This is a genomic window from uncultured Phenylobacterium sp. (assembly GCF_902826855.1).
In the GTDB taxonomy this organism is placed as follows: Bacteria; Pseudomonadota; Alphaproteobacteria; order Caulobacterales; family Caulobacteraceae; genus Phenylobacterium.
The window spans coordinates 1-12,226 of record NZ_CADEGK010000143.1; the positions used below are offsets into that span (position 1 = coordinate 1).

Genomic DNA, 12,226 nt, shown 5'->3' on the forward strand with positions numbered 1-12,226 from the left:
CGGGTTGCGCCGCCTCGGTAGCGATTGATCTTGTGAAGAACCGCTCGACCGCGTTCCTGTAGCGGTACAGGAAGCCTGAGAAGGCCGGGATGTTATTGCGATGGGCATGGGCTTGACGTTGGCCCAGGTGTCGCGGTCAGCCAGGGTCTGGCGGAGCTCGTCGCTGCACAGGCCCGGTCGATCAGCAGGATGTCGCCAGCTTTGAGGGTGTCCAGCATGGCCTCGGCCGAGCGCCCGTTGTGAGCCTGGCCTTCGGAAAGCTTGAGCCAGATGGGCAGGCCGTTGGCGTCCCACCAGGGCGTGGGCCTCGGTGGTCAGACCGCCGCGCGAACGACCCAGGCAACCGGATCGGTCGTCTTCTTTTGGCGTTGGTCCCATGCTGGTGAACCCGGATCGACGAGCTATCGATCATCTGGATATCGCCTTCGTAAGCCGGCGAAACCGCCTTCAAGCGCCGGTCCCAGACCCCCACCTTGCGCCACCGGTTGACGCGGTTGACGCAGATCGTGTGCGGTCCGTCGCGATCGGGAATGTCGGCCCACGGTGCCCCTGTCCGCAACCGCCAGAAGGTGCCGTTCAGCACGCGGCGATCATCAAGGCACACCGCGAGGCTTGTTCGGCAGCAACGGCTGGATCACAGACCACTCGATCCGTCAGATCAAAGCGCGCCATTTCGACACCCATCCTACGAAGATTGAATCAGCACCTCAGCGATTCGACAACCGCACCTATGGGTCCGTGACCTAGAGCGAAGAGGTCAAGGAACTGGCCGGCTTCGCGCCATGTGGCTTCGACATCCCTGGGCTGGGCGTTGCGCATGAGGTGCTTGAGCTTGGCGAAGACGTGCTCGATGGGGTTCAGGTTTGGCGAGTAGGGCGGCAGGAAGATCAGGTGCGCCTTGCGGGCGCGGATGGCGGCGCTGGCGGCCTTGCCCTTGTGGCTGCCGAGGTTGTCCATGATCACGACGTCGCCGGGCCGTAGCGCGGGAGCCAGGATCCGGTCGACGTAGAGGTGGAAAGCCTCGCCGTTGATCGGCCCGTCGAAGACGAAGGGCGCCTCGATCCGATCGCACCGCAGCACGGCGATGAAGGTCAGCGTCTTCCAGTGGCCGTGCGGCGCATAGGCCCGCAGCCGCCGGCCGCGGGGTCCCCAGCCCCTCAGAGGCGCCATGTTGGTCTTGATCCAGGTCTCGTCGATGAAGACCAGGCGGGAGGCCTCGATCCGCCCCTGATGCGCCCGCCAGGGCCCTGCGGCGGGCCACGTCAGGCCGCGTCTGCTCCTCGGGCAGCAGGGTTTTTTTGAAGCTCAGGTCCTCGTCGTGGACGAACACCCACACCGCACGCGGCTGCGTCCTCACCACGCGCGCTGCCAGCTCCGCCGCCAGACCCCGCAACGTGAACGGTCCCGCCTGAACCCGCCGCCGAAGCCACTCGGCGACCTCCCCCGACAGCGTCCGCGGCTTGTAGCCCCCGACCTAGGCCGGGGCCACCGACCCCGTCCCGCGCTCGCGACACGTCCACTTCGACACGCACGACGGGCTGATCCGCAGCGCCGCCTCGATCTGCCTGTGCGTCTCCCCCGCCGCCTTCCGAGCCAGCGCCCGCTCGCGAAGGTCCATCGAATAGGGAGCCGTCATCCAAGCTGCCTCCATCCAGCGGATCCCGATTCCGTCAGATCGGGCCGACGCCCTCAGATCATGTCCCCCGCAGCGGCGTCGAGCAACAGGAACACCTGGCCCGCGTCGCCACCCAGCAGGTCGGCCAGCAGGAAGCCCTCAGGGTCGCGGCCCGCCGCGTCGCCGATCAGGGTCTGGTAGCGGCGGATGTAGATCTCGGTCTTGCGTTTGACCTCGTCGTCGGTGAACAGGCGCCGCGCGATGCGGCGCGTGGCGGCCGGGGCCAGCTTGCGGACGACCTCGCGGGCCCCGTCCAGGTCGCCGGCCTGCATGACGGCGGCGATTTCCTCCACGCGCGCCATGGGCAACAGCTTGGCGGCGTCGACGCCCATGCGGGCCAGTTCTGCGCCCAGCACCTCCTCCAGCCGCTCTCCCTCACCGTCGGCGCCGTCGAGGGACGCCAGCAGATCCTTCCAGGTCCAGGCGTCGCCGCCGTCCTCGGCCTCGTCGCCGCCGGGACTGGGGGCGGGCGCGGGGCCGCCGCTGGCCGCCTCGAAGACGGCGCTGAACTCCCGGTCGGTGGCGGTGGGCGTCAGGCGTATGCGGTTGCGCAGGCCGATGCGGTCGGCGAGCGCCGCGGCCGACGCCTGCTCCTGCGACGGCTCGTCCAGCGACGGGGGCTCGGCCGCCGCTGCCTGCGGCGGCGCGGTCTCGGTGCGGCGGCCCGGCGCGGGGGCGGGCAGCGGCTCGGGGGGAGTCGCCGGGGCGACCGCGGCGACTCCCATCAGCCGGACCGCCTCCGACAGCATCTCGAAGTTGCGCCGCACGCGGTCCTGGAAGGCCATGTCTATGGCCTCGGCCTGCTCGGCCGTGCGCCGCGCCTGGGCCATCAGTTCATCCATGCCCTCGGCAACCACGGCGCGCACGTGGTCTGCCTGGCCCTGCGCGGCAGCGGGCAGCTTGGCGGCGCGGGCCTCCACCTCGGCCAGCAGGGCGGAAAGCTCGCCCAGGGTGGCGCGGGCGGCCTCCGCCCCGGCTTCCAGCTTCCGGGCCGTGGCGGCGCCGGCATCCTCCACCATCTTGGAGGACTGCTCGACCAGCGCCCTCGCCTCCTCCAGCCTGGCCTCGAACACCTGGTTCGCCTTCTGGCCGGCGCTGAAGGCGGCTTCGGAGAGTTGGTCGACCTGTTCGCGGGCCGTGGTGGCGTGGCGCGCGGCGGCCGCGCGGGTCTCCTCCGCGGCGGCGGCCAAGGCGTCGATGGCGGCGCGCGTCTGTGCTTCGAGCGCGGCGCGTTGGTCCGCGGCGGCGGCGGAGACCGCCTCGAGGGACTGCAGCGTGGACTGGCCGAACTCCTCGCGCTCGGCCTTGGCGGTCTCGGCCAGGTCGCGGAACTGCAGGGCGGCATCAGACATCAGCGCCTTCAGCGCCTCGCTGCCCATCGTCGCGCGCTCGGTCATCTCGTCGGTGGAGTTGCGCGCGCGATCGACGAATTCGGCGAGCTTGGCGGCATGGGCGTCGGCCTGACCCGCGAACGCCTCCTGGTCGGCCTTCAGGGTCTGGCTGAGGGCCACCAGGGCGGTGCGCTGTTCGCCAAGGCCGGCTTCCACGGCGCGCACCTGCTCGGCCACGCCGGTCCCGGCGGTCTCCAGGCGCGCGATGTGTCGGGTCAGGTCCTCGCCGGCGGTGCGCGCGGCGTCGCTGGCCTCGCCGGCGGCGGCCGCTAGATCCGCCGCACGGGCCGAGAGCGCGCCCTCAGCCTCGCGGATCTGGGTCTCTGCCAGGCCGGCCGCGTCGGCGACCATGCGGGCCTGCTGGGTGACGGCGTCGGCGATGCGGGTGGCCTGGGCGTCCAGCGTCTGCGCCATGCCGCTCATCTCGGAGCGCTCCCGGCCAAGGGTGGTCGCCAGTTCTTGGGCCGTACGCACGGACTGCGCCGTCGCGCCGGTCAGCTTGTCGGTCTCAAAGGCGAGCGCATCGCCCAGCGCGGTCAGAGTCTCGCGCGCCTCGTCCGCGGCGAGGGCCGCGCGGCGGATCTCGTCGCGCACCACATGGGCCGCGTCACCGGCGCGCGCGGCGGCGATCAGGGCCGGCGAGAGCATGTCGTGGGCCATGTCTTTGGCTCGGCGCGCCTCGAACGCCAGCTGCTGGCCCTGGCGGATCATGTAGGCGGCGCCCAGCACGAAGATCGCCGGCCCGATGGCCAACAGCGCGAAGACGATCAGCGCGAACTGGTCGTCCTGCAGCGGCGAGACCTTGGCCCGATAGCCGAGCGCGAACGCGATCGGGCCGAGCGCCCAGAGCAGCGCCACCCCGACGGCGATCACCCAGGTCGGCCAACCGGACGGCGCCTCGTCGTCGAGGCCAAATCGCGACACCTCCTGGCTGGCCCCATGGTGGGTCACGGCCCCGACGCCGCCACGGATGGCCATCGGGCTGTCGTCCTGATGCGCATCGATGTGGAAGCCGACCGGCGCGACCTCAGCGCGGTAGGCTTCGTAGGAAGCAGGTCCGGCTTGCGGCTCTTCATCGGGCCCGCCGAAGTTCATCGGGTGCGGCCGCTTGGAGAACTTCATGCCAGGCCGTCCCTTCCCTTCCCGCAGATCGGGCGATGAGGGCGCGGCGCGGGCGCGGCGGACGCCGCCGATCGCGCCGACGGTCCCCTCTCCCCAGGATTACCCCTGGCGGCTCCTGACGCCAACGGGCGACGCGCGAATCATTCAGCGATTGGTCGCCATGTCGCGGGCCTCCCGCGTCCCGACGCCGATCACGCCTTGACGGGGCGGGCCTTCGCGGCGGCCTCGGGGCAGACGTCGACCTTCTGCAGCCGGTCCGTTCGCTCGAGCCTGCGAGGGCTGCGGGCGACCACGCGTTGTTCCGAGGGGGGCGGCGTAGCCTGGGGCGCCTCAAGGACGACGCCGAAATGCGAGAATGCGGCGGCGGAGGACTGCAGCACGACGGCCGCCACCATTTCCGTCAATGTCGCCATGGCGCTCACCCGCCGAATCTTCAGGCTCCGGTATAAGGCAGCGCCTCCCGAGCCGCACCCGTTCGCCACCTTAATTTTTCGCAATGTAAGGCCGCGGTCAGGCCGCGAGGCGGCCTCCGTACGACGCGCCTTCGTGCTCCAGCAGCCAGCGCTTGCGGTGGAGGCCACCGCCGTAACCAGTCAGCGAGCCGTCCGAGCCGATCACCCGGTGACAGGGAACGACCAGGGCGACCGGGTTGGAGCCGTTTGCCAGGCCGACCGCGCGCACCGCTGTTGGACGGCCGATCCGCTGGGCGAGCGCGGCATAGCTCAGCGTCGCGCCAGCCGGGATGGCGCACAGCGCACGCCACACTTGGCGCTGGAACGCGGTGCCCGCGCCCTCCCAGCCCACCGTCACGAACGCATCGACCTCGCCGGCGAAGTAGGCGTCGAAGCGATCGCGCAGCGGCCCGGCGCCCTCCCGCCGCAGGGCCTTCGGATAGCGCCTGGCGATCCAGGCCGACATTGCGACCTCGTAGTCGATCCAGTTGAAGGCCCTCAGCACGCCTGCCTCGTCAGTGACCACCAGGGCCGTGCCGATCGGCGTCACGATGCGGTCGAGCGTGAGAGTCTCAGGCGGCGCGGCGGTCATCGGTCTTTGTCCTCTTGGATGGTGTCGTCTTGGCGGCCTGGGCCAGGCCGGGATCGGCGGCCCAGAGGTGTTGCGCGGCATAAGCCCGCCAGGGCCGCCACCGCTCGCTGCGGGCCAGCAGTTGGTCGGCTGTGGGGCGCAGCCCCGCTTCGTCGGCCATGGCCCGCATCAGGCCTACGTCGGCTTGGGGGAAGGCGTCCGGCTCACGCAATTCGCGCAGGGCGATGTACTGGGCGGTCCATTCGCCGACGCCGGGCAGCGCCTTCAGGGCTGCAATGGCGCTGCCGAGGTCCGCGCGCGGGGTGAAGATGGTCGGATCGGCCGCCACTTTGCGGGCCAGCGCCTCCAGCGCCGCCCCGCGGGCCCTCGGCATGCCGAGGGCGGCGATGTCCTCGCCGACCAGACGGCCCGGCGAAGGGAACACCCGGGTCAACCCCAGCTCGGCGGCGGCCGGATCGTCGATCGTTTCCCCGTACCGGGCGACGAGCTTGGCGGCGAGGCCGCGGGCGGCGCCGACGGTGATCTGCTGGCCCAGGATGGCGCGCACCGCTAGCTCGAAGCCGTCCCAGGCGCCAGGCGCCCGCAGGCCCGGTCGCGCGGCGATCAGGGGGGCGAGCGCCGGGTCCTGGCTCAGGTGCGCGCCGATTAGGGTTGGGTCGGCCGACAGGTCGAAGACGCGGCGGATGCGAGCGATCACCGCTGGCAGGGCCTGCAGCTTCGGGAAGCGGATCTCGGCCTGCAGCGCGCCGTCGCCCCGCGGCGTCACGATGACAACACCGCGCGCACCCTCGATCTCGAGCGTCCGCGCGTAGCGCCGGGGCTCCACCCGCTCGACTCCGGGGATCGCCCGGGCGGCGAGGAAGCCGATGATCGCGTCCCAGTCGTAGGGCGGCTTGTAGGGCAGGCGTACGAAGATGCCGTCCGCGGCCGGCGTCTCGGCCTTCTGGGAGCGGCGCAACTCGCCCGGCGGGCGGCCGAACAGCTGCTGGAAGGTCTCGTTGAAGCGCCGCACGCTCCCGAATCCGGACGCCATCGCCACCTCGCTCATCGGCAGGCGGGTTTCCTGGATCAGCTGCTTAGCCAGAAGGACGCGTCGCGTCTGGGCCACCGAGACAGGCGAGGCGCCGAGGTGCTGGCGGAACAGGCGGCGCAGCTGGCGCTCGCCCACGCCCAGGCGGCCGGCCAGCGCGTCCGCGTCGCCGTTGTCCATCGCGCCGGCCTCGATCAACGCTAGCGCGCGGCTCACCGTGTTCGAGGTCCCGCGCCACGCGCCGAGGTCGGGCGAAGCCTCTGGCCGGCACCGCAGGCAGGGCCGGTACCCCGCCTCCTGCGCCGCCGCCGCGGTCGGGTAGAACGTCATGTTCTGCGGCTTCGGCGTCCGCGCCGGGCAGATCGGCCGGCAATAGATGCCCGTCGTCTTCACTCCGGCGAAGATCCGCCCGTCGAACCGCGGATCGCGGGTGACAAAGGCGCGGCGGCAGGCCTCGAAATCCATGTCCATGCCGGCCAAGGTGAGCGCTCGGCCGCAGGAAGTCTCGCGGTTTTCGGACATGCACTGACCTCGTTCGCCGGATGAGGCATCTAGCCTCCTACCCCATGGACGAAGCGCCGGTTTTGAAGCAGAGGCATGGTCTCGATCGGACAAGCCTGATCGAACAGGAGAAGGATGATCGGCGAGTCGAAACCCACCGTCCTTGTCACCGGCGGCGCAGGCTACATCGGGGCGCATACCGCCAAGGCGCTGGGCGAACGCGGCTTTCGGCCGGTGGTGTTCGACAACCTCACTTCTGGCTACCGCGAGGCCGTGCGGTGGGGCGAGCTTGTTCAGGGCGATATTCGCGATGAGGCGGCGCTCGGCCGGGCCTTCACGGAGCACGGCGTGCAGGCGGTGATCCACTTCGCCGGGTTGATCGAGGTGGGCCGGTCGACCCAGCGGCCGGACCTGTTCTGGGACATCAACGTGGCCGGCACCCGCTCGCTGCTCACCGCGATGCAGACACACGGGGTCGGCCGTCTGGTCTTCTCGTCCAGCGCAGCGGTCTACGGCCAGGCCGGGCGCGGGCCGCTCGAGACCATACCGGAGGAGGCGCCCAAGACGCCCTCCAGCCCGTATGGCGACACCAAGCTGGCCTGCGAGTGGATGATCGCCGCGCAGTGCCGCGCCTATGGGCTCACCGGCGTGGCGCTACGCTACTTCAACGCCGCCGGGGCCGACCCGTCCGGCCTGATCGGCGAAGCCCATGAGCCGGAGACGCACCTGATCCCGCTGGCGATGGCTGCCGGCCTTGGCGACGGCAAGCCACTGACCGTCTTCGGCGACGACTTCGACACGCCCGACGGCACCTGCCTGCGCGACTATATCCATGTGAACGACCTGGCGAGCGCCCACGTCGCGGCGCTGGAGGTCGACCTGCCGGCTGGCGCCTTCGAGGCGGTCAACATCGGCACGGGCGCGGGCCACTCCGTTCGCGATGTGGTGGGCGCTGTCGGGCGCGCGCTCGGCCGGCCCGTGCCGCACAGCACCGGGCCCCGGCGCGACGGCGACCCCCCCAGCCTGGTGGCCAACGCCAGCCGGGCCAGGAGCCTGCTGGGCTGGGAGCCGCTGTGCTCGTCGCTGGACGAGATCGTTCGCGACGCCCTGCGCTGGGAGGGCCAGCCCCGCTATGGGGCCGGCAGTCGCGGGGCCCGCAAGACCTAGTCGAACGGCGGCCGCGCCGGCGGCGTCCGCCCACCTGCCCTGGGAACCTCGTCAGAATTCCTGGGGGCTGCTTGCCTTGTGCGCGCCGGACGCCGCCGCTAACTGACCCGCCGAACCTGGGCGGTCCCTGCGCTCGCCGTCATGCTAGTAAGGTCCCGATGGACGCACCCGTCCTGTCACGCCCAGCCAGCCGCGAAGGCGCCTTGTCTCCCAAGACCCTCACCCATCTGCAGCGGCTGGAAGCCGAGAGCATCCACATCTTCCGCGAGGTTGTCGCCGAGTGCGAGAACCCGGTGATGCTCTACTCCATCGGCAAGGACTCCGCAGTGATGCTGCGCCTGGCGATGAAGGCCTTCTATCCGTCCAAGCCCCCCTTCCCTCTCCTCCATGTGGATACGACCTGGAAGTTCCGCGCCATGTACGAGATGCGCGAGCGGATGGCCCGCGAGACGGGCATGGAGCTGCTGGTCCACAAGAATCCGGAGGCCGTCGAGCGGGGGATCAACCCCTTCGACCACGGCTCGCTGCACACCGACATGTGGAAGACCGAGGGTCTGAAGCAGGCCATCGACAAGTGGGGCTTCGACGCGGCCTTCGGCGGCGGCCGGCGCGACGAGGAGAAGTCGCGGGCCAAGGAGCGGATCCTCAGCTTCCGCTCCGCCCAGCACCGTTGGGACCCCAAGCTGCAGCGCCCCGAGCTTTGGCGCCTCTACAACACCCGCAAGGGCCCGGGTGAGAACTTCCGCGCCTTCCCGATCTCCAATTGGACGGAGCTCGACATCTGGCAATACATCTACCTGGAGGACATCCCAATCGTGCCGCTCTACTTCGCCGCCGAGCGGCCGGTGGTGGAGCGCGACGGCAACCTGATCATGGTCGACGACGATCGCATGCGGCTTCGCCCCGGCGAGGTCCCGATGATGAAGTCGATCCGCTTCCGCACCCAGGGCTGCTATCCCCTGACCGGCGCCATCGAGAGCACGGCCAACACGCTCCCCGCGATCATCCAGGAGATGCTGCTGGCCACCACCTCAGAGCGCCAGGGCCGCGTCATCGACCACGACCAGTCCGCCTCGATGGAGAAGAAGAAGCAGGAGGGCTATTTCTGATGGCCCCCCAGCTCGAAACGCCCAAGTACGAGATGAAGGCCTCCGACCTCATCGCCGAGGATATCGAGGCCTATCTCCACGCCCACCAGCACAAGTCGCTGCTGCGGTTCCTGACCTGCGGCTCGGTGGACGACGGCAAGTCGACCCTGATCGGCCGCCTGCTCTACGATTCCAAGATGATCTTCGAAGACCAGCTGGCGGCCCTCGAAGCCGACTCCCGGAAGGTCGGCACCCAGGGCGGGGAAATCGACTTCGCGCTGCTGGTCGACGGCTTGGCCGCCGAGCGCGAGCAGGGCATCACCATCGACGTCGCCTACCGGTTCTTCTCCACCGACAAGCGCAAGTTCATCGTCGCCGACACGCCCGGGCACGAGCAGTACACACGCAACATGGTCACCGGCGCCTCCACGGCGGATGCGGCCATCATCCTGATCGACGCCCGCAAGGGCGTGCTCACCCAGACGCGGCGGCACAGCTACCTGGTCAGCCTGCTCGGCATCCGCCACGTGGTGCTGGCGATCAACAAGATGGACCTGGTGGACTGGAGCCAGGAGGTGTTCGATACGATCGTCGGCGAATACCGCGACTTCGCCGACCAGATCGGCATCAAGGACTTCACCGCCATCCCGATGTCGGCGCTGCGCGGCGACAACATCACCGAACCCTCCGACAAGTCGCCCTGGTACGCCGGCCCGCCGTTGATGCGCTGGCTGGAGGACGCGCCGGTAGAGGACGATCTGCAGGCCGGGCCCTTCCGCATGCCGGTGCAGTGGGTGAACCGCCCCGACCTCGACTTCCGCGGCTTCTCTGGCCAAGTCTCCTCCGGCGTCGTCCGGCCCGGCGACCGCGTGAAGGCCCTGCCCTCCGGCCGCGAAAGCACGGTGGCGCGCATCGTCACCTTCACCGGCGACCTCCCCGAGGCCGTCGCTGGCCAGTCTGTGACCATCACCCTCAAAGACGAGATCGACGTCTCGCGCGGCGACGTCCTGGCCGCCGCCGCCTCGCCGCCGGAGGTCTCCGACCAGTTCGAGGCCACCATCGTCTGGTTCGACGACGAGCCCCTGCTACCCGGCCGCCCCTACCTGCTGAAGGCCGGGGCGCGGACGGTCCAGGCCCAGGTGGCCGAGCCAAAATACAAGGTCAACGTCAACACCCTGGAGCACCTGGCCGCCACGCGGCTGGAGTTGAACGAGATCGGCGTCTGCAACCTAGCGCTCTCCGCCCCCATCGCCTTCGACGCCTACACCGAGAACAAGGACCTGGGCGGCTTCATCCTCATCGACCGGATCTCCAACCGCACGGTCGGCGCCGGCATGCTGCACTTTGCGCTCCGCCGCGCGCAGAACATCCACTGGCAGGCCACCGACGTGCACAAGGCCGCCCGCGCGGCCTCGAAGCGCCAGAGGCCGCGGGTGGTCTGGTTCACCGGCCTCTCCGGCGCCGGCAAGTCGACCATCGCCAACCTCGTCGAAAAGCGCCTGCACGCGGAGGGCCGCCACACCTACCTGCTGGACGGCGACAATGTGCGCCACGGGCTGAACCGCGACTTGGGCTTTACCGAGGAAGACCGGGTCGAGAACATCCGCCGTGTCGGGGAGGTGGCCAAGCTCATGGCCGACGCCGGCCTGATCGTGCTCACCGCCTTCATCTCCCCGTTCCGCGCCGAGCGGCGGATGGTGCGCGAGATGATGCCCGAGGGCGAGTTCGTCGAGGTGTTCGTCGACACCCCCCTGGCCGAGGCTGAGACGCGCGACGTAAAGGGCCTCTACGCCAAGGCCCGCGCGGGCGAGCTCAAGAACTTCACCGGCATCGACAGCCCCTACGAGGCGCCGGAGCAACCGGAAATCCGCATCGACACCACCACGATGAGCCCCGAACAGGCGGCCGAGGCGATCTTCACCTGGCTGGAAAGGTAAAAGTGGGCGCCGCCTAACGCCGCCCCGTATCCAGGAAGTCCCGGGCGCTGAAGTCCTTCGGGGCGGCGACTTCGACGATGGGGTCGTCGCGGTCGTCGAACTCGAGGCGGAGCGCCTTGGTCATCACCGCATGCATGTCATAGAGGCAGGTGATGTAGGTGAACTCGAGGATCTCCTCGTCCGAGAGGAAGGTCTTGAGCTTGTCGAACACCGCCTGCGGCGTCCGGCCGCCCTGCACGAGGCAGTCGGCGTAGGCCAGGACCGCGCGCTCCTTGTCGTCGAAGCAGTCGGCCACCTGCCAGTGCGGGATCGCCGCGATCTTCTCCTCGGCGACCTTCAGGCCCCGCAACGACTTGCAGTGTTGCGAGAAGACAAACTGGCTGCCCTTGGCCCAGCCGGCGCGGGTCTGGCCGAGTTCGCGCAGCACCGGGTCCAGCTTGCGGTCGCCGCGATAGAGAGCGAAGCCGCGGTTGGCGTGCTCCAGGATGTCGGGCACCAGGGCGAACACCGTCCACCAGTCGCCGCGGGTGCCGGTGGCGGTGCCGGGCTCGGCCACCGGGTCGCGGTCGCCGAACAGCAGGTTGTAGGAGCGCTTGACGTGCTCCGACGTCGCCTCGGCCTTCGGGACCTGCCTAAGACGCGGCATCAGGCGGTTTCCAGAGCGCGGCCGGGCTCGTGGGCCACGTCTTCCGGGCGGAAACCGCGCAGCAGGGCGGCGTATTCCAGCATGATGCCGTTGGGGTCGCGGAAGTAGACCGAGCGGACCCAGACCCCTTCGTGGACCTTCTCGGAGACACCCCTGGGGCTGTCGTCGTGGTTCACCACCACGGGCACCGAGACGTGGACGCCCTTCGCCTTCAACTGCGCGATCGAGGCCTCCAGCTGGTCGTCGTCCATGTCGAAGGCGACGTGGTTCATCGACCCTACCGCCGAGCGGCCCTTGGACGGGAAGTCCTCCACCGAGGCGATCCCAGGCGCGGCGGGCGGGGCGTCCGGCCACCAGAAGAAGGCCAGCAGCGTGTCGCCGCCACAATCAAAGAAGAAGTGCTGGCCGCCGTCCGGCAGGGACACGGTCTTCACCAGCGGCATGCCGAGCTTCTCGGTATAGAACTCCACCGTCTCGGCCATGTCCCGGCAGACCAGCGCCAGGTGGTTGATACCCTTGGTCTTCATGGGTTCCTCCCTGCGCCTCGACAAGGCGCGCAAAACGAACTTTCAACGCGTGGCGAGTGTCACGCTCTAGAACTCCAGGACGATCTTACCGAAATGCT

At 69.7% G+C, this 12,226-nt stretch carries 10 protein-coding genes and 1 pseudogene; 3 read left to right on the forward strand and 8 right to left on the reverse strand.

Annotated features, from left to right (window positions below):
• Window positions 1-181: 181 nt before the first annotated feature.
• From QZV94_RS25230 to QZV94_RS17510, 6 genes and pseudogenes are all read right to left on the reverse strand, one after another.
• The gene (locus tag QZV94_RS25230; protein ID WP_367254722.1) at window positions 182-604 is read right to left on the reverse strand and encodes a transposase; all 423 of its coding nucleotides are present in this window, start codon (window positions 602-604) and stop codon (window positions 182-184) included.
• Between the two features lie 203 nt (window positions 605-807).
• Window positions 808-1,636 (reverse strand): annotated as a pseudogene (locus tag QZV94_RS17490) (IS630 family transposase); the annotation flags it as partial.
• A gap of 53 nt (window positions 1,637-1,689) precedes the next feature.
• Window positions 1,690-4,188, reverse strand: coding sequence for a polar localization protein TipN (locus tag QZV94_RS17495; protein WP_293679513.1), 2,499 nt, complete (start codon window positions 4,186-4,188; stop codon window positions 1,690-1,692).
• A gap of 191 nt (window positions 4,189-4,379) precedes the next feature.
• Window positions 4,380-4,601, reverse strand: a complete 222-nt coding sequence (locus QZV94_RS17500) for a hypothetical protein (RefSeq protein WP_293679516.1) — start codon at window positions 4,599-4,601, stop codon at window positions 4,380-4,382.
• A 97-nt stretch (window positions 4,602-4,698) separates the two neighbouring features.
• Complete coding sequence (locus QZV94_RS17505; protein WP_293679520.1) at window positions 4,699-5,232, reverse strand: methylated-DNA--[protein]-cysteine S-methyltransferase; 534 nt, start codon at window positions 5,230-5,232, stop codon at window positions 4,699-4,701.
• On the reverse strand, window positions 5,213-6,784 hold the full coding sequence (locus tag QZV94_RS17510) for an AlkA N-terminal domain-containing protein (protein WP_293679523.1): 1,572 nt from the start codon (window positions 6,782-6,784) through the stop codon (window positions 5,213-5,215). The genes QZV94_RS17505 and QZV94_RS17510 overlap by 20 nt, the downstream gene beginning before the upstream one ends.
• 114 nt (window positions 6,785-6,898) lie before the next feature.
• On the opposite strand from QZV94_RS17510, the gene galE reads away from it, so the two are divergent.
• The 3 genes from galE to cysN all read left to right on the forward strand — a co-directional run bounded on the left by galE (window position 6,899) and on the right by cysN (window position 10,955).
• Entirely contained in the window at window positions 6,899-7,930 is a 1,032-nt protein-coding gene (galE, locus tag QZV94_RS17515; RefSeq protein WP_293679526.1) for a UDP-glucose 4-epimerase GalE, read from the forward strand.
• Between the two features lie 158 nt (window positions 7,931-8,088).
• On the forward strand, window positions 8,089-9,039 hold the full coding sequence (cysD, locus tag QZV94_RS17520; RefSeq protein ID WP_293679529.1) for a sulfate adenylyltransferase subunit CysD: 951 nt from the start codon (window positions 8,089-8,091) through the stop codon (window positions 9,037-9,039).
• A gap of 32 nt (window positions 9,040-9,071) precedes the next feature.
• Entirely contained in the window at window positions 9,072-10,955 is a 1,884-nt protein-coding gene (cysN, locus tag QZV94_RS17525) for a sulfate adenylyltransferase subunit CysN (protein WP_293679538.1), read from the forward strand.
• Between the two features lie 13 nt (window positions 10,956-10,968).
• Here the strand turns inward: cysN and QZV94_RS17530 are convergent, their stop codons facing one another.
• Both QZV94_RS17530 and QZV94_RS17535 read right to left on the reverse strand, forming a co-directional pair.
• The gene (locus tag QZV94_RS17530; protein WP_293679532.1) at window positions 10,969-11,601 is read right to left on the reverse strand and encodes a carboxymuconolactone decarboxylase family protein; all 633 of its coding nucleotides are present in this window, start codon (window positions 11,599-11,601) and stop codon (window positions 10,969-10,971) included.
• Entirely contained in the window at window positions 11,601-12,128 is a 528-nt protein-coding gene (locus QZV94_RS17535; protein WP_293679535.1) for a VOC family protein, read from the reverse strand. The genes QZV94_RS17530 and QZV94_RS17535 overlap by 1 nt, the downstream gene beginning before the upstream one ends.
• Between the last annotated feature and the right edge of the window lie 98 nt (window positions 12,129-12,226).

What these genes read in the sequence shown, in the direction of transcription:
- QZV94_RS17495 (WP_293679513.1), bottom strand. Translation starts at nt 4,188, where the DNA reads ATGAAGTTCTCCAAGCGGCCGCACCCGATGAACTTCGGCGGGCCCGAT.
- QZV94_RS17500 (WP_293679516.1), bottom strand. Translation starts at nt 4,601, where the DNA reads ATGGCGACATTGACGGAAATGGTGGCGGCCGTCGTGCTGCAGTCCTCC.
- QZV94_RS17505 (WP_293679520.1), bottom strand. Translation starts at nt 5,232, where the DNA reads ATGACCGCCGCGCCGCCTGAGACTCTCACGCTCGACCGCATCGTGACG.
- QZV94_RS17510 (WP_293679523.1), bottom strand. Translation starts at nt 6,784, where the DNA reads ATGTCCGAAAACCGCGAGACTTCCTGCGGCCGAGCGCTCACCTTGGCC.
- galE (WP_293679526.1), top strand. Translation starts at nt 6,899, where the DNA reads ATGATCGGCGAGTCGAAACCCACCGTCCTTGTCACCGGCGGCGCAGGC.
- cysD (WP_293679529.1), top strand. Translation starts at nt 8,089, where the DNA reads ATGGACGCACCCGTCCTGTCACGCCCAGCCAGCCGCGAAGGCGCCTTG.
- cysN (WP_293679538.1), top strand. Translation starts at nt 9,072, where the DNA reads ATGAAGGCCTCCGACCTCATCGCCGAGGATATCGAGGCCTATCTCCAC.
- QZV94_RS17530 (WP_293679532.1), bottom strand. Translation starts at nt 11,601, where the DNA reads ATGCCGCGTCTTAGGCAGGTCCCGAAGGCCGAGGCGACGTCGGAGCAC.
- QZV94_RS17535 (WP_293679535.1), bottom strand. Translation starts at nt 12,128, where the DNA reads ATGAAGACCAAGGGTATCAACCACCTGGCGCTGGTCTGCCGGGACATG.